Genomic DNA, 19,332 nt, shown 5'->3' with positions numbered 1-19,332 from the left:
GGGCGGGTGACGCGGACCCGGAGCCCGTAGCGGGCGCCTGTGCTGATCGCCTCGGCCAGGTCGGCCGCGGTGATGCCGAGCAGGGCCCGGTCGGCGGCCGCGCGCAGCAGCGGCACGATCTCGGCGGCGGGCCGGCCGCGGTGAGCTCGGCGGCGAGCTCCGCGTACGCCCGCTGGTAAGTGCGTGGTGATCCTCGACGCTGAGTCTTGAGGCGCGAGGGCCATCGAAGGATGAGGTTTCGTGTACGCAGATGTTGAGCCTTGGGTAGCGTTGCGGCTCGTGGAGCTAAGTGTCGTAGTCCCCTTAATGGTCACAGTGTTGGTGGCGGCCACTGGGTACGTGGCGACCTATCTAACGAATCTGCGCCTAGCGCGCCGCAAGGATCACCTGGATCGGATCAACCGCCAACTCAGCGAGCTCTATGGTCCGCTCTATGCGCAGTCGGAGGCCGTGGACCGAGCCCTGGCGCAAGTTTGCTGCCCGATATCGGGCCCCCGGAACAGTGTCGGCCGTCACCATCGCGGAGCAGGCCGCCACCTGGCGTTTGTGGATGTCAACAGTCTTCATGCCGCTCAATCGGCGCATGGTCGAGACGGTCGTCTCTCATGCTGACCTGCTGCTTGAGGACACCATCCCCGAGCCTCTGAAGGAGCTGTGCGCGCATGTGGCTCGCTATGAGCCCATCGTCGCCCGCTGGCAGGAAGACGGCTTCGACTCCGTGCAGCCCGACGATCACATCTCGATCGCTGGCGATTTCCCGCATGTGGAGTTGGAGGCCTACCTACGGAGCTCCTTCGAGTCACTGAAACTCGAACAGGGGCGGCTGCTCGCCCAGGTACGGCGCCTGCACTGACCTCGGCGCTGTTCAGCTCGCTCGCTCCGGCGGCGGCCCAGCGGGCCATGATCCCCCAGACCGTGCGCCATGGGGGGGAACTCCGCAGGCAGAGCGCTCCTTTTGCAGCCGGTGTCGACGACGTATCGGATCGCGTCGACGATCTCCCGCCGGGGGTGCTTTCAGGTCTGACGCCCAGCCCCGGGGCGGCAAGCACTTGCCGGGCTTGACTCGATGACCTGGACGTCCGTGACGCCTTCCTCGGCAGCCTCGCGCTTCCCGTACGTCTCGGCGGCCTTCTCGCTGTAGGTGACGGCCGATACCTGCCGCTCGTCCGTGCCTGCCGCTCGTCCGTGCCTGCCGCTCGTCCGTGCCTGCCTGGACACGGCGAGGACAGCAGCACGGCCGGCTGCGGCTCACGGGAGATATCTGGATGGCCGCTGCCAGGAACTGCGTGACGGGCGAGGCAAGAACCCTACGCTGCCGCTTCGGTCGACGAGGCACCCCTCCGCAACGGCTCCTCCCGCCAACAGCCCGCTGACAGCACTGATGCGGCACCGGGCGGAACGCGAGGGCGGCGGCGAGCACGAGCCCGTACTGCGTGGGCCAGACTCGGCGGCAGCCAAATCGGGCAGTTCAGCCCTCGTCCGGCACGAACCCGGCGGGAACTCGGCACACCGGCTACCGCCTCGGGCCGGAGCCTGGTCGACGTCCTCGACGCCGCACACCGGCGCTGTCCGTCAGTGACGCCACCTTCGCCAGCGCCTGCTGCCGCGCGTACGGTGCCACCGAGGCCCTCGACCAGGGCCACCACGTCCCCTGCGCCGGGGAGTGACCACCTGGCCGCTTTCCTCACGTTCACACGACGGCCGGCGCCCCCACCACGGGCGTCGACCGTTCGGCGTCCCTGGCCGCCTTACGAGACGTAGGTGACCGTCACCCGCTCGAAGCCCAGCGCGCGCAGCAGGCCCTGGAGCATGGCGGTCGTGTTGCGTTCCGCCCGTGAGGTCAGGTCCGACTGGCGGGCGGCGTCGCCGATGCGACGGGCGGCGAGGACGTTGACCGCGTGCTCGCTCGCCGGGTTGTCGGAGAACAGGTCGCCGAGCCGGTCCAGCAGGCCGCGCTGCTTGGACACGGCGTACGACCGTTCCGGGTAGAGCGAGGGGGAGGCCAGCCGGGCGTGGGGCAGGCGCAGGGTCGCCTCGGTCCGCTTCGCGTCGACGGTGACGGCGTCCTTCCCGACTCCGCCGAGGTCCACGTAGGCGGTGACGCCGCCGGTCGCCACGTACAGCGTGCGGGTGCCGCGGATGGCGTCGGGCAGGAAGCGGGCGTCCTGCTCCAGGTCGACCACGACCTGGTAGGTGCCGGCCGCTCCTTCGTAACGGCTCATGTCCTGGACGGACTTCAGGACGGCGGGCCCGGAGCGGTCCTTGACGTCGGTGCCGAACACGTCCAGTCCCGGCAGCCTCAGGAGCTGCCCCACCAGCATCAGGGCGACGGCGATCACGAGCAGCACGACGGCGGCGTCCGGCCATCGGCGCCGGGACGAGCCCTCCGGCCGGCTCCCGAGGGACGGGTGTCTCTTCGCGGTGTCTTCTCCCATGGGCCGCTGGTGCCCCGGCCGACCGCGCCCTATTCCCAACTCCCATTGAAGTGAGGCCTGTTGTGATCCATGAAGAGCGGGGGCGGCTGTGACGGGGCTGCGGGGCGGATGGGCATGGGGGTGGCGGGTCCGGGTAAGCGGGCTTCGTCAGCAGAGCCGACCGGAGCCGCCCGGTCGGAGACAGGGAGTGCCACATGATCAGTTGGAGAGCGATGCGAAGACCGGCCACCGCGAAGACCCGCAGGAACGTCGCCGCCGTGGCGGTGCGCAAGATCGTCCTCACCGCGAAGGGCGGGAGCGGCCCCGGGGCGGCCCCGACCGCACGGCCGCCGCGACGGGAGCGAAGGGGCGTCGAGGAGGTGCCGGCCGTCACGGACCCCGCGGTTCGCGGGCCGGCCCGCACCGGTCCCGGCCGAGTGGTCCGCGCGCTGGTCGCACTCGTCGCCCTCGCGGGCATGGTCGCCTTCGCCGTGGTACTGGCGAAGCTCACCCTGGGAGAGTCGGCCGCTTCGGTCACCCTGGTCCACGACAACCTGACCCCGGGCCGGTCCATCGAGGCATACCTCCGGCAGCCGGCCTTCGTCGACACCGTCAAACAGCTCGGCGGCAACGTGGCCCTGGGGATGCCGTTCGGCGTGCTCCTGCCGCTGCTGTCCCGGAAGGCCCGCGGCTTGGTCCGGGTGGCGCTGGTCACCGTCGGCACCATGCTGCTCGTGGAGCTGATCCAGGGCGCCCTCGTCACGGGACGCGCCTTCGACGTCGACGACGTCCTGCTCAACACTACGGGGGCGCTCCTCGCCTACCTCCTGGTGGGGCGCCGCCTCGGCCGGGCCGTCCATCCGCGTACCCGCCGCAGGTGGTGGCGGCGCCGGCCCCCGGACGCGTACGCCCGTCCCTGAGCCGGGCCCCGGGCCCACCGCGGCACTCGTGAAGTCGGGGACGTCTGGGGCCACCCCATGACCTGGGTGGCCCTCATCGCCGCGGGCGCCGTCCTGGTCGCCCTCTTCTTCGCCGTCCGCGTCGCGGGCCTCTGAGCACGCCCGGACACCGTCGTCGACCACCACCCGGGCCGGTTACACCGCCGCCCCCGATTCCATGACCCGCATCCTCATTTATGTGGATTGCGCATACAAAGACTGATGGTCGCCTTCATGGCGGGTGGCGGGCACCCGGGGCCAGGGCGGTCATACCTGCGAGCACCGGCTCATGTGACGTCCGGCACCGTCGTGCGCCACACGGCGCGGCCGAAGGAGGGGTGATTGGCGCGCGGCGGCACGGGCAGGCGCCTGTCGAGCGGCGTGACACGGCAGAAGCGCCGCTCAGCGGGGCGGCCGAGGCGGCGGTCGGTCGGGTCGGGGCCGGTCGGACGGGCCAGCCCCGAACGAGGCGAAGCCCCACCGCCGCAGACTCGGAGGAGTCCTCGAAAGGGATGGTGCGCATGTGTCGCTGGCTGGCGTACTCGGGTTCACCGCTCCTGCTCGACGCCGTGCTCTACCGCCCCGAGCACTCGCTGATCAACCAGAGCCTCCACGCGAGGATGGGCGTCGAGTCGACCAACGGCGACGGCTTCGGGGTCGGCTGGTACAGCCCGGACGGCGACGGAACGCCGGCGGTCTTCCGTGACGTGGGACCGGCATGGAACAACCGCAACCTGCGCGAGCTCGCCGCGCACGTCCGCTCCCGCCTGTTCTTCGCGCACGTCCGCGCCTCCACCGGCTCCGCGATCCAGCAGACGAACTGCCATCCGTTCCGCCACGGCCGCTGGCTGTGGATGCACAACGGAGCCATCGCGGACTTCCCCCGACTGCAACGCGACCTCTGCATGGCCGTCGACCCGGCGCTCTTCTCCTCCATCGAGGGGTCGACGGACTCCGAGGTGATGTTCTACCTGGCCATCACCCTCGGTCTCGACCAGGACGTCCCGGGCGCGGTGGCGCGCATGGCGGGACTCGTCGAGCGGCTCGGCAAGGAGCACGGCGTCCTGGACCCCCTCCAGATGACGGTGGCCGTGAGCGACGGCGAGCGGGTGTGGGCCTTCCGCTACTCCAGCGGGGGAAGGGCCCGATCGCTCTTCTACAGCACCAGGGCCGACACCGTCCGGCGCCTCCACCCCGAGTTGGACTACCTCAAGAAGATCTCCGACGACACCCGCCTCGTGGTCTCCGAGCCCCTCGGCGACCTGCCCGGTGTGTGGAACGAACTGCCCGAGGCCAGCTACGCGGTGATCCCCTCCCCGTCGGAAGCCGACTACCTTCCGTTCCTCCCCGTCCACCCGTGAGGACCGGGGGCCCGCCCTCGTAGCGGACCGACGACGGCAAGGACGATCGAGCGCGGATGACCGCGACATGTGCGGGTAGCCGCATGGACGTGCTCACCGTAGGCGTTGAGGAAGAGTATCTGCTGGTGGATCCGGTGACGGCCGTCCCGGCTCCCGCGGTGTCGGAGGTGCGCCGTGCGCCGGGCCTCGGACCGTTCGCGGAGGGGCATGCACGTGCACGTCGGGGTGGACGATCCCACGCGTCGCGGTGCTCAACCGGATCAGAGGGTGGCTCCCGGCGCTGCTGGCCATGTCCGCGAACTCGCCCCTGTGGGACGGACGGGACACCGGGTTCGCGAGCTGGCGCACCATCGTGTTCGGCCGTTGGCCCGTGAGCGGCCCGCCGCCCCACTTCGACGGACCGCGCGACTACGAGGACCGCCTCGGGGAGCTGGTCACGTCGGGGGTGATCGCCGACCGGCGGCAGGTCTACTGGCAGGCACGGCTGTCCGACCACTACCCCACCGTCGAGGTGCGATGCCTCGACGTCCAGCTGCGGGCCGACGGGGCCGTCATGCTCGCCGGCATCGTCCGGGCGCTGGTGGCCACGGCGATAGCCGAGGAGAAGGCGGGCACGCCCCTTCCGGTCGCGGCGCCGGAGTTGACGCAGGCGGCGAACTGACACGCGGCACGGCACGGACTGAACGGGACACTCCTGGACCCGCTCGGCTGCCCGCAGCGCAGCGGCGACGTGCTGTACGCCCTCCTGCGGCACATCACACCGGCCCTGGAGGAAGCGGGCGACCTTCGGGACGTCAGCGGTCTCGTCCACCGGCTCCTGCAGGCCGGCATCCCGGCGGACCGCCAGCGCCGTGCTCTCGCTGAGGCGGGGTTGGCGGGGCTGATCGACCTGGTGACCGGGGCCGGCACGTTCCCATGAGGCAGCGGCCAGGGGCGCCGTCCCTGGCCTCCCGTTCGGCGTAGGGACGACAGGAATGATCCGTGCAGAAGGGGGACCGGCCGGCTGTGCACCGGGACGGGGCCCTCCCCTCGCCGCCGCCCGTGGGGGAGCCGAGGCGACCGCGGTCGCCATATCCCGCGCCTCCGCGGCGACGGCACGGTTCAACGCGGTGCTGCACGGCTGCCGGATCAGGGTCTTCCGCGGCGACCTCACGACGCCGGCCGCCGGGGAACGGCTCGACCTCGTGACGGTCGACCCGCCGTACGCGCCCACCCTTCCTACCGTGCTGTCGGCGTACACGTGAACGTCCCCACCCGCGTAAGGATGAAAGGGACAGTTGTTGATGCGCTGAGACCTACTGCTCGGCACTCTGCTGCTTGGTCGGTGAGAGGCGGCGGAAGGCGGTCGACGGTGGTCCTGGACCCGCGACGCTGGTTGGAACTGCGGTGCTTCCGGAGTCTGTTGGAATCCGGAGCGATCAGCCTGTCGGAGGTGACCCGGGAGACCGGTCTGGACCGGAAGACGGTCCGCAAGTATCTGTCGGCACCGGGCCCGGCGGGCCGGACGCGTAGTACGCGGCGGATGACGACATCGTGTGGATGCACGTCGCGCCCGGCAGCGTCGGCTACGGCCCCGCGTACGACCTGCTCGTCGAGGCGGTGCTGTGGCAGGGCATGGTCGAGCAGCAGGACCGGCTCCTGTATGCCCTCGACGACTGGATCGAGGAGCGCGAGCGCGCCCAGGGGCCGGAATCCGCGGAGCCGGTCGAGGCCACCGGACAGGCCTCGGGTCAGGACGAGTCCGATCACGTGGAGCGGATCGCGCTCGCCTCCCGCGTGCGCACCCGCGCCGTCGGCCTGCGCGGCCGCTGGTGGCGGGAGAACCGCGGCCCCCTGGTGGGCCGGCGGAACGTCCACAGGCCGGCACCCGCTGCGGGGGCGGAGAAGGCCAGTATTAGGGAATCCACCGAAGATCCCCGTCACGGGGTCCTCGCTCAACGTTTCAGGACGCCGGGGATCGTAGTCACCGATGACATAGCCGAAGGGCACGGCCACGGGCGTGTTCGGGTCCGGATCGTACGCAAGCCCGGCGCGGGCCGTGGCCACGTAGGCGATGGTCCTGGTCGGGGGGCGGTCCAGTCCCGGGAGAGCCGATGGAGCCGACAGGCTGTCCCGGAAGGACTCACCCGCCTCCTCACACAGCAGCCCCAGGAAGGGGATGTTTCGGCGGCGCGTTCGTGGTCAGGCGGCTTTGCAACCGTTGTCGTTCACTCGAAGGGATTTCCTCATGTCCAGCAGTGAGAAGGCGCGTGCCAAGGGTGAGCAGGTCAAGGGTGCACTGAAGGAGTGGGCCGGTCGCGCCACGGGCGAGGAGCGTCTGACGGAGCGGGGGCGCACCGAGAAGAGGCGCGGTCACACGCGGGAGGCCGTGGAGAAGGTCAAGGACGTCTTCAAGAGCTGACCCGAGACGCGCGCTATGGCGCGGTCCCGCCCCGTGTCCGGGGTCGGGACCGCGCTTCGGTCGAGACGTCACACGAACCGGGGAAGGGGGGCCACGCATGACCGCGAGCGGTGGCAGGGAGAGGGGCACGGCCCAGGGGGGTCGGACGACCTTCGGGCGGGACGTGGTGCTCGCCGTGGGACTCGCGGGAGTGGTCGCCGGCGGGGCGGCACTGTTCCTCAGAACGGTGCGGGCCGCGGGTGTCCACCCGCCCGTCATGCTGATCGTGCTGCTCCTGGTGCTCGGTGCCGGGGTGGCGATGGCCCGGTGGGGCATCACGCCCGTGCGGGGCGGGTCGCGGCGAGGCCCCGGTCTGCGGGGCCGGGGCCGCAGGCACGCGGCGGCCACGGGGGCCATGGGCGTGGAGGTTCTCGAGCCGGTCGCGAAAGGCGCACCGGCCGCAGCACCCGTCGTGGACGAGGAGGCGTTGGACCACGCCGCCGCCGACCCGTACGAGTTCGAGCACACCGTGGCGGCGCTCTGCGCCCGGGACGGCTGCGCATCGGTGAAGGTGGTCGGCGGTGCGGGCGATCTGGGTGCCGACGTGTTGGCGACCACGGCCGACGGCCTGCGGGTCGTGATCCAGTGCAAGCGGTACGCGCCGGACCACCGCGTCGGTTCGCCGGACCTCCAGCGCTTCGGCGGCACCTGCTGGAGCGTGCACGAGGCGGATGTGGCGGTCCTGGTGACGACCAGTTCGTTCACCGAACCCGCCCTCGACTACGCGGCCTCGAGCGGGATCCTCTGCGTCGACGGGCCCGCCCTGTCCGCGTGGACCGCATCCGAGGCGCCAGCCCCCTGGTACGCCCTCTCCCCCGAGCCGGGAGAGCGAGCAGAGCCGGAGACGGAAGCAGCCACCGGGTGACGTCGGCCGCGGCGAGTGCGCCCCAAGGCAGCAAGGAGGCGAGCCAGGTCGCACCGTGACGGAGGCGAGGGGCGGCAGTAGGACAGCCGGATCAGTGGCCGTCATGGGCGGTTGTGCACCGCAACGGAGCCGGCTCACGGAGCGTCGAACAGGCGACTCATGGCCCACTGCCTGACGCGCGCCCGATCGTCGCGTCGGGCGTGGGGGCTATCGCGTGGACGGTGAACTCCGCATAGGCCGATCATCGATCGGCAGTCCGGCCAGGGGGTGTTCACGCAGGCGGCAACGATGTATCCGGCGGCGAGCAGGTCCTGGGACTTCTCGACGTCGACCTCATGCCTGTCCGCATGCCAGTAAGCGCCGTCGTACTCGATGGCGAGCACCGGCCCGACGCCGAGCTCGACAGTGATGTCGACAAGCCCTCCGGCGAGGACATCGTCCGGCGCGAGCTGCCCGACACCAGCGGCAACGGGCCCCGAAGGCCGAGGCGGCCGCCGGGAAGCCGTCGGTCGCCGTCCCCTCGCCGTAGCACTTTCCGCGCCAGCCGCGCGGCACCCGGCCCGGTCAGCCGGCAGGGCCGGAGCCTTGCGGATCGGCCGGGCCGGGCCCGAGGTCGACTCGGGCCGCGACGGGGAGGTGGTCGCTCGCCGTCGCGGGCAGGATCCACGACCCGGTGGCCCGCGCTCCCTTGAGGAGGATCTGGTCGATCCGCACGAGCGGGAGGCCCGCCGGCCAGGTGAGGCCGAAGCCCTCGCCGGACGTCGACTGGGCCGACGCCATGCCGGCGGTGAGCGGGCGCAGGCCCCGGTCGTCGGTGGAACCGTTGAAATCGCCCATGACGAGGACGCGCGGGGAGCGCTCGGCCCGCAGGAATCCCGCCAGGAGCCCGGCGGCCTCATCACGCGTGCCCGAGGTGAAACCGGTCGCTCCGACCCGGACGGACGGGAGGTGGGCGACATACACGGCCACCGGGCCCCCGGGGGTGTCGGCCGTGGCGCGCAGGGCCCGGGTCCACGGCATGATCGGCACGGCCCGCGCGTCCCGCAGCGGGCGGGTGCTCCACAGACCGACCGTGCCCTCGTAGAAATGGTGGGGGTACGAGGCGGCCAGCGCACGTTCGTAGGCGGGCGCGGTGTCCGGGGAGAGTTCCTGGAGCGCGACGATGTCGGCCCCGGAGGCGATCAGGCTCCGCGCGGTGCCTTGCGGGTCCGGGTTGTCCTGGTTGACGTTGTGGCTGACGACGGTGAGGTCCCCGCCGGGCGCCGACTTGTCGGCGAGGGTGCCCGCGAAGACCGTCAGCCAGGCGCCCACCGGCAGGATCAGGGCCGCCGTCGCCGTCCGTGATCGGCGCAGCAGCGCCGGGGCCGCGAGCACGGGGATCGCGAGAGCCGACCACGGCAACACGGTCTCGGCCAGGCTGCTGAGATGGCCGGGGAGGTCGGGCAGACCCCCGTGGCCGGCGAGTGCGATGCCGAGGGCGAGCAGGGCGGCGGAGAGCGCGGGGCCCCTGCCCCGGCGTCCCCGGTGCCCCCGGTGTCCTTCCTGTGCCGTGCGTGGCGGGCGAGTCTCCGCGTCCCGCGGCGCCTCCTGGTCCCTCGCTGCTTCCGGGGCGTCCGCCGGACGGATGGTGGCCGTCATGGTTCAGCCCTCCCGGGTCAGGCTGTCGCGGAGCCCCGTGATCAGGCGGCGGCTGCCGTCGACGGCCTCCCGGAGGCCCTCGGCGGGCGTGGTGTCCGCCCGCTGGTGCAGCACCGCGCCGACGAGCAGGCGGGTCGCGCCGCCGACGCGCACCTCGCAGGCCCACAGCAGATTGCCGCCCGCCGGGGTGCTGGAGCCGGTCTTGATACCGACGACGCCCGGGGTGTCCAGGAGCGGGTTGGTGTTGGTGATCGGGCCGACGCCGGGAACGGTCACGGACCGGGTGCCCACGATCTCCCGGAAGACGGCGTTCCTCATCGCCTTCCGGGCCAGGGCGAGCTGGTCCGCCGCGGTGCTCGTGGTGGTGACCTCGATGCCGCTCGCCCCGGTGTACGTCGAGTCCTTCATGCCCAGCCTGCCGGCGGCGCGCTGCATCTTCTCCGCGAAGGCCTCCTGGGTCCCGGAGTCCCACCGGGCCAGCAGCCGCGCGACGTTGTTCCCCGACGGGATCAACAGCATCTCCAGCAGCTGGCGTTGGGAGTACCGTCGGCCGGCCTGGAGCGGCACCGTGGACTCGCCGCCGACGCCCACCTCGTACGCGGCCTGGCGGTCCACCTCGATCATCGGTCCCGACTCGCCCGGCTTCAGCGGGTGCCCCTCCAGGATGACGTGCGCGGTCATCACCTTCGTCAGGCTCGCGATGGGCACGGGTCGCCCGTCGCCCCGGGTGCCGACCGGGCCGGACCCTTCGAGGGCGACCGCGGTCTGCCCGCCCTTCGGCCACGGGAGCGCCCCGTCGTCGACGACGACCCGGGCCCGCCCGCCGTCTGGGTACGGCACCGTGGCCGAACCGTCCCCCGTCCCGGCCACGGCGACGCCCAGGCCGGTCAGGAGGAGCAGGGCCAGCGCGCCGCCCGCGACGCGGTTGCGGTGCGAGGGGGTAAGGGACATCGGGCTACCTCCGGGGCTGCCGTACGGAATCGGTATGGCAGTCAGGCTGCGGGTCCGGTGTGTCCGGACGGCGGAGGCGAGGCCTTCACGGGGGCTCGGGAACGCGTCGGTCGTGTATCGAGCGTGTATCGGTGGGCGAGGCCAGAGGCTCGGGGCCAGGGCCGGGGCCGCGGGCGGGGGCCAGGGCCCGGGTCGGGGCCCGGGTCGGGCCCCGGGTCGGGGCTCGGGGCTCGGGCGCAGCTCGGGCGGGGCCCTGGGCCGCGGCGGTCGGCTCCTCGACCGGTGCTTCGGTGGCGGGCTCCTCGCGGCCATGGCCCTGCAGACCACCCGTCTCCGGTCACCAGCCGCCGCCACCCGCCACGGCAACGGGCCGGCCGGGCTCCCCGCACGACGCCTACGTGCCGGACGTGCCGGTGCCTTCCGCCGGCAGGCGCAGCGTCGCCACCGCTCCCCCGTCCTCGGGATGGTTCGCGAAGGACAGCGCCGCGCCGATCACGGCCGCCTGGCCGCTCGCGATCGTCAGGCCCAGGCCGTGCCCGCGGCCACGTTCGGCGCTGCCCGTCCGGAACCGCTGGGGACCGTCGGCCAGGAGGTCCGCCGGGAAGCCTGGGCCGTGGTCCCGGACCGTGATCGTCCGGCCGGAAACGGTGATCTCCACGGGGCCCGCGCCGTGGCGGTGGGCGTTGACGGCGAGGTTGGCGATGATCCGGTCCAGCCGCCGCGGATCGGTGGCGGCCACCGCCGAGTCGTCGGCGGTCACCCGGGCCGTCGTCCCGGTCCGCGCCACCGACTCCCGGACGAGCTCGGCGAGGACCACCGGCCGGAACCGGGGCTCCTCGGCCCCGGCGTCGAGCCGGGAGATCTCCAGCAGGTCCTCGATCAGGTCCCGCAGCACCCCGATCCGGTTCCTGACCATGTCGGTGACCTCGCCCTCGGGCAACAGTCCGGCCGAGGTGACCAGGCCCATCAGCGGGGTGCGCAGTTCGTGGGCGACGTCTGCGGTGAAGCGCTGTTCGGTCGCGATGCGCTGCTGCAGGCTGTCGGCCATGGAGTCGACGACGGCCCCGATCTCCCCGATCTCGTCGACGCCGCCACGGCTCGTCTCGGTACGGGCGTCCAGATCGCCCGCGGTGATGCGGCGTGCCGTGCGGGCCACCCGGCGCAGCCGTCGTGCCGGCAGTTCGGTGGCGAGGGCCGTGACGGGGACGACGATGCCGAGGGTGAGCAGCGAGTACTTCCACATGTGCCGGTCCAGGGCCTGCCGGGTGAGCAGGTCGGCGGTCATGTCGACCTTGGTCGCGTAGAGCTGCCCGTCCTGCGTCCGCGCGGCCCAGAAGACGGGGGCCGGGGGCCGGTTCTCGTACAGGGTGGCGGTGCCGTCGCGTTCGACCTGCCGCAGCAGGGCGTCGGGGAGTGCGCCGGGCTGGGTCGTGGTGCCCTCCCGTACGACGGGCTCGAGGGCGGCCAGCGCCTTGCCCGCGCCCTCGTGCATCGACCGCCGCAGGGTCGACTCGTGGACGAGCACGCCGACCGTGAGGGCCATGGCGGTGCAGGCGAGGCTGACGAGGAGAACGATCTTCCAGCGCAGGGACCGGAGGTTGAGCAGCGCGCGTACGGGGGTCATCCGGAGCTCCTCCCTCAGCGCCGCAGCTTGTAGCCGAAGCCCCGGACCGTCTCGATGCGGTCGGCTCCGATCTTCCGGCGCAGCCGCTGGACACAGAGGTCGACGACCCGCGTGTCGCCGTCCCAGCCGTAGTCCCAGACGTTGCGCAGCAGGCTCTGGCGGTCGAGCACGATCCCGGGGTGGGCGGAGAACTCCAGGAGCAGCCGCAGTTCGGTCGGGGCCAGGGCGATCTCCTGCCCGTCCCGGCGCACTTCGAGGGCGGCGGGGTCGATGGTCAGGTCTCCGAAGGCGAGCAGTCCGGCCGGGTCCGGAGCGCCGGAGCCGGCGGGCGGCGGGGCGGCGGCCGAGGCCCGGCGGAGCAGGGAGCGGATGCGGGCGACCAGGACGGCGGTGTCGACGGGCTTGACCACGTAGTCGTCGGCCCCCGCCTCCAGCCCGGAGACCACGTCGAGGGCGTCGCCGCGCGCGGACATCATGAGGATCGGGGCGGTGCTGGTCTCCCTGATCCGGCGGCAGAGCCCGATGCCGTCCAGGGCCGGCAGCATGACGTCGAGCAGCAGCAGGTCGTGCTGTCCCTCGCGGAAGAGTTCGAGTCCGGTCAGTCCGTCGCCGGCGACGGTCATGCGGTAGCCGTAACGTTCCAGCGCCATCGCGACGGACTTACGGATCACCTCGTCGTCCTCGACGAGCAGGATCGTCACGGGGGTGGGCTCGGATTCAGGCAGGAGCATGCGTCGCATCCATCGGGGGTGATCGGCGGGCCTCCCATCATGCCCCACCTCCGGCGGACGCCAGAGCCTCCCCACCTGCGGGGGGGGCTGGTCCGCGTCAAACCGGACCCGACCCCGCCGTTCCCCGCGCCCGGGCGCCCTCAGACGCGTCAGGACTGGGTCTCCGGACGCACCGCCAGATCCTCGGTGCCCGCCCAGTGGGTGACCCGCTGGCCGTCGTCGGCCTCGAAGGACGCCACGGGCATCCGCACGTCGACCGGCTTCTCCGGCTCGCTCTCGCCGCCCGGGGCTGCCGGACGAGCTCGGCTCGTTCCAGACCGCTCACAAACGCCTGATCAGGTGGGCCGTGGACGCTACCTGGCAACGGATCCTCCGAACCGTGCTCGCCCAGGCGGACGTCCACGAACGCGACCCGATGTCGTCCTTGCGGACCGGTCCCACTCGTTCCGCTCGCCAGGAAAGCCCTAGCTCAGGCCCCGGGCGAGGCCTCGACTGCTCTCGCCCGGCAGTCCGAGCACGTCCCGGACCTCTTCGCGTCGAACAGATGCCGGTAGACCCTCACCTGGCGTCGAGGAATGCCGCAGAGCGTCGCCTCATCCGCCAGAGCGTGCTCCAGTGCCGAGCCACCTGTTTCCAGGCATGCCGCGAAGCTCGTTGGAGCGAGCCAGAACGCGAATCTGAAGGATCGGAGGCCGTGACCAAGCTGTGGCATGGCCGCCACCCTCGCACGTGGCCCGATCAGCGAACGCTGCGCCGCTGACGGCGGATCCGCCTGCGGTCAAACTTCGCTGAGTCTCGTGAAACTTCGTTGGGAAGGGGCAGCTGTTGCTTGGCCCCTTGGACGGCCGTTTTGCCGGAGCGGCAACAGGAGTGGCGTGACCGGGCCATGACGGGTGACGTTGGGGCCATGACCGACAACATCACGCCGGGATCGCCCGCGTCTGACACTTCCTTGCCCGGTGACGAATACCTCGGAGACCCCGCGGTCCGGGCGGAGTGGGACAACCGATACGCCGACCGACAGCAGCTGTGGAGCGGCCAGCCCAACGGTGCGCTCGTGGCCGAGGTCGCCGGGCTCACGCCCGGGCGGGTGCTCGACGTCGGCTGCGGCGAGGGCGCGGACGCCGTCTGGCTCGCGCGCGGCGGCTGGGACGTGACCGCGCTCGAGGTCTCGGGCGTGGCACTGGAGCGGGCGGCCGGGCACGCGCGGGACGCAGGCGTCGGCGTTCGCTGGGTACACGCCGCGCTGACGGAGGCGGCGCTCCCGCCGGCCTCCTTCGACCTGGTCTCCGCGCAGTATCCCGCCCTGCTGCGCACCCCCGACGCCGCAGCCGAGCGAGCGCTGCTCGCGGCCGTCGCGCCCGGCGGTGTATTGCTGCTCGTACACCACGCGGGGATGGACACCCAGCCGGCGCACGACAGCGGCTTCGACCCGGCTGACTACGTCTGGCCCTCGATGGTCACCGCCCTGCTCACCGCCGACTGGAAGGTGGAGGTGAACGAGCAGCGACCACGCGTGGCACCCGACGGCGGCGCCGGCGCGCACCATACCGACGACCTGGTGCTGCGTGCGCGACGGCTGAGCTGAGCCCCTCCGCTCACAGCAGGTCCGGCATCTGGCAAGACTGGATGACCGAGCCACCGAAAACGGGCTGCGGGGGCGGCCTTGGAACGGGCAGGGCGCTGAGGCGGGCGACCACACCGATCGACGGGATGTCCAGCTCGGCGGCCCGTGAGCGGGCGACGGGCGAGGGCGTCGGCGAGTGGCTCGGCGCGCCGCCGGACGCGGCACGGCGCCCCTGATCTCGGCATGGGGAGAGTGGGAGGATGGCCCGATGGGGACGATCGGCAGCGACGGCGAGACCGTCCAGTACGTACGGTTCCAGTCGCCTCACCGGAACAGCAGGGGCCACTTCACCGGCGTCTTCGGGCTCGTGAACAACCTGGCGCGGGAGGGCAGGCTCTCGGACCGACAGGAATCCTTCCGCCGCACCAACAACAGCTGGTACGACGCGGCCTACACCGCCCCCTCGACCGTTGACCCCACCGTCTACGACGACGCGATCAACCCTGGCGCCGCGGCCTGGTTCAAGCCGTCGGCCGCACATCTCCTCGCTCGGGTCCCCGGCTATCTGGAGATTCTGGCCGCTCACGGCGTCGACTGCCGGGTGCTGCGTTCCGCGGATCCAGGGCGGATCGTCTACGAGGACGACGTACAGGTCGTGGTCGTGCCACACCTGTCGGATTCCACGACTCTCGACGAATGACCTGCTGACCGACGGCCTGGCTGTACGTCAGGTGTCGTCTGGCATCCCTGTCTGCCCACTCGCCGAGCCAGTTGCCATGCTCATGCCGCCGTGAGGTATGACTGGCCGTGCCACGGATCCGCCGTGCGCAGATCAGGATGAATTCCCAAAAGGACATTGTGAGACAGATATCCATAAGAGCATCAGTCACGGCAGTCGCCTGCCTGCTGCTCACGTCCGTCGTCGCCCCAACGCAGGCCGCCGCCGCGACACAGCCGTCCGTTTGGGTCGCGAGCGGGGCCGACCACGTCTTCTCGTCGTCGCCCGCCCCTCAACGGCCGACGAACGCGGTCACGCTGTTCGCGGCGCGCAACGAGGTCCAGGCCGCCCAGGTCGTCGTCCGCTCGGGCGAGACGCTGAGTGGCGTGTCGGTGCAGGCGAGCGACCTCGCCGGGCCGGACGGAGCCGTGATCCCGTCCTCCCGGATCACCGTGAACCGTGAGTACAACCACCCGAACATCGCGAAGGTCCAGACCGGACGCCAGCAGGAGCCGCCGAACGGCGGCACGAGCTACTACGACGCGCTCGTCGGCAACGCCCCCTACCAGCTGGCGCCGAACACGACGCAGCCCTACCACTACAGCGTGGCGGTGCCCACCGGGCAGGCGCCCGGCACCTACACCGGCAGGGCCACCGTGCAGAGTTCGGCCGGTCCGGTGGATGTCCCGGTGTCCGTGACGGTGTACGACACCGAGTTGCCCCCGACGAACCGCTCGACGTTCCGTATGAACAACTGGTTCACCTCGGTAGGCTGGGACTACCAGTGGACGGCGACGTCCATCCCCGACCAGTACGGCGTCGCGGCCTTCTCCCCCGAGTGGTGGACGCTCATGGGGAACTTCGCCAAGAACCACGCCAAGCACCGCAACAACGTCATCTACGCGGACTTCCAGGCCCTGTCCATTCCGGACACCACGCTCGTGAACGGCAAGTACACGTTCACCTGGACGAACTTCGACCGCTTCGTCCAGCTCTTCCAGGACTCCGGGGCACTCCAGTACATCTACACCCCCACCCTCATCGAGGACGCCGGCCGCAAGGTCGAGGCGCTCGTCAGCGACGGCAAGGGCGGGGTGAAGATGAACTATCTGACACCCGGCACGCCCGAGGCCACCGCGTACCTCGACACGGTGCTCCCGGCGCTGAAGGCCCACCTCGACTCCAAGTGCCTGGACGCGGGGCCGACCTGCGCACCCGGCCGCCGGTGGAGCGACGTGTTCTATATGAGCGCGGTCGACGAGCCCTACCGCGCCGACCAGACCCAGGTCTCCGCCGCGCGCTGGCTCTACGAGCGCTTCCACGCGTACTTCCCCCAGGGGCAGTCGAACGAGGCGCACCACGAGGCCGTACCCGCCCTGGACGACGTCCTCGGCACCATCACGCCGCTCGCCAACGATCACTACGACGAGAACGCCGGCTACTACCAGAGCCAGCGCCTCGCCGGCAAGGATCTCTGGCTCTACTACTGCAACGGCCCGCAGGACCGGCACCTCAACCGCTTCATCAGCTACCCGCTCTCCGACTCCCGTCTGACACCGTGGATGGTGTCGGCGGTCGGCGGCAACGGAGCCCTGCACTGGGGCTGGAACATCTGGACCTGGCCGGTGGGCAGCCCCGCGACCCGCTACGACCACATCGACACGTTCGACGGCTGGACCAACGGGGACCCGTTCCTGGTGCGCCCGAACAAGGACGCCCTCGACGTCTTCGACAGCATGCGCAGCGAGGCGCTGCTGGCCGGCATCCAGGACTACGAGCTGCTCCACCAGCTCGCCGCCGTCAAGCCGGTCCTGGCCCGGGCTCTCACCTCGTCCCTGATCACGAACACCACCGAGACCACCACCTCGGGCGCGGAACTCGACCACCGCCACAAGCAGATCCTGGACGCGCTCACCACCCAGGGCGCCGACGCCTCCTACCCGTTCGCCGACGCCTTCTCCTCCGGTGCCGACAGCGAGTGGCGGCACACTCGCGGTTCCTGGGCGGTCACCGGCGACCAGGCGTACGCGCAGAGCGACACCGCCGCCAACTGGGACACGGTCTCCGCGGTGGCCGGGCGGGCCTACGGCGACGTCGCCGCCTCCGTCGACGTCCGGATCACCGGCGTCAACGCCGACGGCGGCAACACCAACTGGGCCGGCCTGACCGTCCACAGCCAGAACCCCACCGACCGTCAGACCGGCTATCTGGTGGCCCTGCGCGACAACGGCGAGGTCTTCGTCCAGCGCAGCGGCGTCACCCTCGCCAAGGCGCAGGTGCCCGGCTACAGCCCCGGCCAGACGGTCACCCTGCGGACCGTCACCCGCGGCTCCACCCTCACGGTGTACGCGGGCGCGACGCAGCTGCTCTCCCTCACCGACCAGAGCTACCCCGTCGGCAACGTCGGCCTCGCGACCGGCGGGGCGAGTGCCCGGTTCGACAACGTACGACTCAACCCCGGCACCAACCCCGCCGAGGGCGCCGCCGTCACCGCCTCCAGCAGCTACGAGGACGACGGCTGGAGCAGGAACGCCCTCACCGACGGCCGCCGCTCCCTGCCCACCGGCACCATGGGCTGGAGCAGCATCGACAACCTGTCCGTCGACCACCCCGAGTCGGTGACCGTGGACCTCGGCACAGCCCGCCGGATCGGCCGCCTGGACCTCTTCGGCCGCGCCGACGGCGCCAACACCGGCCTCGGCTTCCCCGTCGACTTCACCGTCCAGGTCTCCGCCGACAACACCACCTGGACCACCGTCGCCGACGAGCACGGCCGCCCGCGACCGGACGCGTCCGCCCAGACCTTCCCGTTCGCGCCGACCGATGTGCGCTACGTCAAGGTCACCGGGACGAAGCTGCGCCAGGACCCGCACGGCAACTACCACCTGCAGCTCGCCGAGATCGAGGCCGCCGGCGACGAACTGGCCGCCAACCAGCCGGTGAACACATCAAGTTCGATCGAGGGCTCGGGCTGGAAGCGCACCGCCGCCACCGACGGCGTACGGAACTCGGCGCAGGGCTACTCGATGGGCTGGAGCAGCCTCAAGTCGCCCACGCCGACGGCCAACGAGTCGATCACCGTCGACCTCCAGGGACCGAGCCTGATCAGCCAGGTCCGGCTCACCCCCCGCACCGACGGCGTGAACACCGGCCTCGGCTTCCCCGTCGACTTCACCGTCCAGGTCTCCGCCGACAACACCACCTGGACCACAGTCGCCGACGAGCACGACCACGCGAGGCCGGGTGCCGGCCCCCAGACCTTCTCGTTCGCGCGGACCAAGGCCCGCTACGTGAAGATCACCGGCACCAAGCTCAGCGCCGACCAGTTCGGTGATTACTACATGCAACTCGGCGAGATCGGCGTCAGCTGACGTCCGGATCGTCATGACGGCCCTGGCCCCGGCCCCGGCGATGCGCCGGGGCCGGGGACCAGCGGTGGGACCCCGGTCGGTCCCACCCTCACCAGCGGATCAAGCACCCACTGCTGGGGGCGCCTCCGGGCTCGTGGGGTTCAGCGGCCGATGGCCTCAAGCCATCTCCGGATGGCCGCCTTCTCCTGCTGCGGCGTCCCCTGCCAGCCCGCTTTCCACTCCGCGTGTTCGCAAAGGCCGACGACGTCCGAGAATCCGGTCACCAGGACAGTACCGACCGACGAATCCCCCGTCCGGCCGGCGACGATGACATCTCCGGAAACCGACAGCATGACGAACTCCGGCGCACCGAAACCAATGCCGAGAGCATCGGCGGATCCCGCACCCACGACATCCCAGGATTCGTCCAGCCTGACGCGCGCCCACCAGAAGTCGCCGCCCTGGACCTCGACGGCGACCAGGAACTCCCGGTCGTCCCCGAAAAGACCCCCCTCGCGGGAAAGGTCGAACCAGCCCTTGTTCGCCGTGGCGACGAAATCCGGGGCATCTCTTTCGACGACCGACCTCCGCCATCCCCCTGATGGGGGGGCATATCCCGTGGCCGCGTTGGCGAGCGTCGGCGGGATGAGGGGACTTGCCGGGTCCACCAGCCCCAGGAAGACCAGTCCAGCGGGGGTGAGTCGCCCAGCGTGGTCCATTGCTCAAAACCTTTCG

Annotated in this window: 17 protein-coding genes and 2 pseudogenes; 12 read left to right on the top strand and 7 right to left on the bottom strand. The window is 71.5% G+C overall.

What is annotated here, in order from left to right:
* The first annotated feature begins 502 nt into the window (after positions 1-502).
* Positions 503-853 carry a hypothetical protein gene (locus ACZ3ZE_RS35385; RefSeq protein WP_361176307.1) on the top strand — a complete coding sequence of 117 codons (351 nt, stop codon included), beginning with the start codon at positions 503-505 and terminating at the stop codon, positions 851-853.
* A 25-nt stretch (positions 854-878) separates the two neighbouring features.
* On the opposite strand, the pseudogene ACZ3ZE_RS35380 reads toward ACZ3ZE_RS35385, so the two are convergent.
* A pseudogene (locus tag ACZ3ZE_RS35380) lies at positions 879-1,014 on the bottom strand (transposase); the annotation flags it as partial.
* 734 nt (positions 1,015-1,748) lie between these two features.
* Positions 1,749-2,435, bottom strand: coding sequence for a DUF4230 domain-containing protein (locus ACZ3ZE_RS35375; protein WP_467261927.1), 687 nt, complete (start codon positions 2,433-2,435; stop codon positions 1,749-1,751).
* A 194-nt stretch (positions 2,436-2,629) separates the two neighbouring features.
* On the opposite strand from ACZ3ZE_RS35375, the gene ACZ3ZE_RS35370 reads away from it, so the two are divergent.
* The 8 genes and pseudogenes from ACZ3ZE_RS35370 (at position 2,630) to ACZ3ZE_RS35335 (ending at position 8,018) form a co-directional block, all read left to right on the top strand.
* A complete protein-coding gene (locus ACZ3ZE_RS35370; protein WP_467261925.1) occupies positions 2,630-3,334 on the top strand; it encodes a VanZ family protein in 705 nt (234 codons plus the stop codon).
* A gap of 539 nt (positions 3,335-3,873) precedes the next feature.
* Positions 3,874-4,713 carry a class II glutamine amidotransferase gene (locus tag ACZ3ZE_RS35365; RefSeq protein ID WP_361630480.1) on the top strand — a complete coding sequence of 280 codons (840 nt, stop codon included), beginning with the start codon at positions 3,874-3,876 and terminating at the stop codon, positions 4,711-4,713.
* 289 nt (positions 4,714-5,002) lie between these two features.
* The gene (locus tag ACZ3ZE_RS35360) at positions 5,003-5,374 is read left to right on the top strand and encodes a carboxylate-amine ligase (RefSeq protein WP_467261923.1); all 372 of its coding nucleotides are present in this window, start codon (positions 5,003-5,005) and stop codon (positions 5,372-5,374) included.
* A gap of 69 nt (positions 5,375-5,443) precedes the next feature.
* The gene (locus ACZ3ZE_RS35355; RefSeq protein ID WP_467261921.1) at positions 5,444-5,632 is read left to right on the top strand and encodes a hypothetical protein; all 189 of its coding nucleotides are present in this window, start codon (positions 5,444-5,446) and stop codon (positions 5,630-5,632) included.
* A gap of 55 nt (positions 5,633-5,687) precedes the next feature.
* Complete coding sequence (locus ACZ3ZE_RS35350; RefSeq protein WP_467261919.1) at positions 5,688-5,957, top strand: hypothetical protein; 270 nt, start codon at positions 5,688-5,690, stop codon at positions 5,955-5,957.
* Positions 5,958-6,234: 277 nt separating this feature from the next.
* Positions 6,235-6,561: pseudogene (locus ACZ3ZE_RS35345) on the top strand (NHLP bacteriocin export ABC transporter permease/ATPase subunit); the annotation flags it as partial.
* A gap of 379 nt (positions 6,562-6,940) precedes the next feature.
* Positions 6,941-7,114 (top strand): CsbD family protein, encoded by a 174-nt coding sequence (locus tag ACZ3ZE_RS35340; protein WP_361630461.1) that lies wholly within the window; start codon positions 6,941-6,943, stop codon positions 7,112-7,114.
* Between the two features lie 97 nt (positions 7,115-7,211).
* Positions 7,212-8,018 (top strand): restriction endonuclease, encoded by an 807-nt coding sequence (locus ACZ3ZE_RS35335; protein WP_467261917.1) that lies wholly within the window; start codon positions 7,212-7,214, stop codon positions 8,016-8,018.
* 564 nt (positions 8,019-8,582) lie between these two features.
* On the opposite strand, the gene ACZ3ZE_RS35330 is transcribed toward ACZ3ZE_RS35335, so the two are convergent.
* The 4 genes from ACZ3ZE_RS35330 to cseB all read right to left on the bottom strand — a co-directional run bounded on the left by ACZ3ZE_RS35330 (position 8,583) and on the right by cseB (position 12,962).
* Entirely contained in the window at positions 8,583-9,656 is a 1,074-nt protein-coding gene (locus ACZ3ZE_RS35330) for an endonuclease/exonuclease/phosphatase family protein (RefSeq protein WP_467261916.1), read from the bottom strand.
* Between the two features lie 3 nt (positions 9,657-9,659).
* A complete protein-coding gene (locus ACZ3ZE_RS35325) occupies positions 9,660-10,607 on the bottom strand; it encodes a D-alanyl-D-alanine carboxypeptidase family protein (protein ID WP_361176323.1) in 948 nt (315 codons plus the stop codon).
* Positions 10,608-11,001: 394 nt separating this feature from the next.
* Positions 11,002-12,231 carry a sensor histidine kinase gene (locus ACZ3ZE_RS35320; RefSeq protein WP_467261914.1) on the bottom strand — a complete coding sequence of 410 codons (1,230 nt, stop codon included), beginning with the start codon at positions 12,229-12,231 and terminating at the stop codon, positions 11,002-11,004.
* A gap of 14 nt (positions 12,232-12,245) precedes the next feature.
* Positions 12,246-12,962 (bottom strand): two-component system response regulator CseB, encoded by a 717-nt coding sequence (gene cseB / locus ACZ3ZE_RS35315; protein WP_442306161.1) that lies wholly within the window; start codon positions 12,960-12,962, stop codon positions 12,246-12,248.
* Between the two features lie 907 nt (positions 12,963-13,869).
* Between cseB and ACZ3ZE_RS35310 the strand changes: the two genes are divergently transcribed.
* The 3 genes from ACZ3ZE_RS35310 to ACZ3ZE_RS35300 all read left to right on the top strand — a co-directional run bounded on the left by ACZ3ZE_RS35310 (position 13,870) and on the right by ACZ3ZE_RS35300 (position 18,618).
* Positions 13,870-14,550: a class I SAM-dependent methyltransferase gene (locus ACZ3ZE_RS35310; protein WP_363293183.1), complete on the top strand. Its 681-nt coding sequence runs from the start codon at positions 13,870-13,872 to the stop codon at positions 14,548-14,550.
* 247 nt (positions 14,551-14,797) lie between these two features.
* Entirely contained in the window at positions 14,798-15,229 is a 432-nt protein-coding gene (locus ACZ3ZE_RS35305; RefSeq protein WP_363293184.1) for a hypothetical protein, read from the top strand.
* A gap of 158 nt (positions 15,230-15,387) precedes the next feature.
* On the top strand, positions 15,388-18,618 hold the full coding sequence (locus tag ACZ3ZE_RS35300) for a discoidin domain-containing protein (RefSeq protein ID WP_467261912.1): 3,231 nt from the start codon (positions 15,388-15,390) through the stop codon (positions 18,616-18,618).
* 140 nt (positions 18,619-18,758) lie between these two features.
* Here ACZ3ZE_RS35300 and ACZ3ZE_RS35295 read toward each other — a convergent pair whose 3' ends face one another.
* Positions 18,759-19,316 (bottom strand): hypothetical protein, encoded by a 558-nt coding sequence (locus tag ACZ3ZE_RS35295; protein WP_363293442.1) that lies wholly within the window; start codon positions 19,314-19,316, stop codon positions 18,759-18,761.
* Positions 19,317-19,332 lie beyond the last annotated feature (16 nt).

Source organism: Streptomyces sp. NPDC023157 (genome assembly GCF_055560575.1).
The sequence above is the reverse complement of the archived record's forward strand: the minus strand, read 5'-3'. Positions and strand labels throughout refer to the sequence as shown.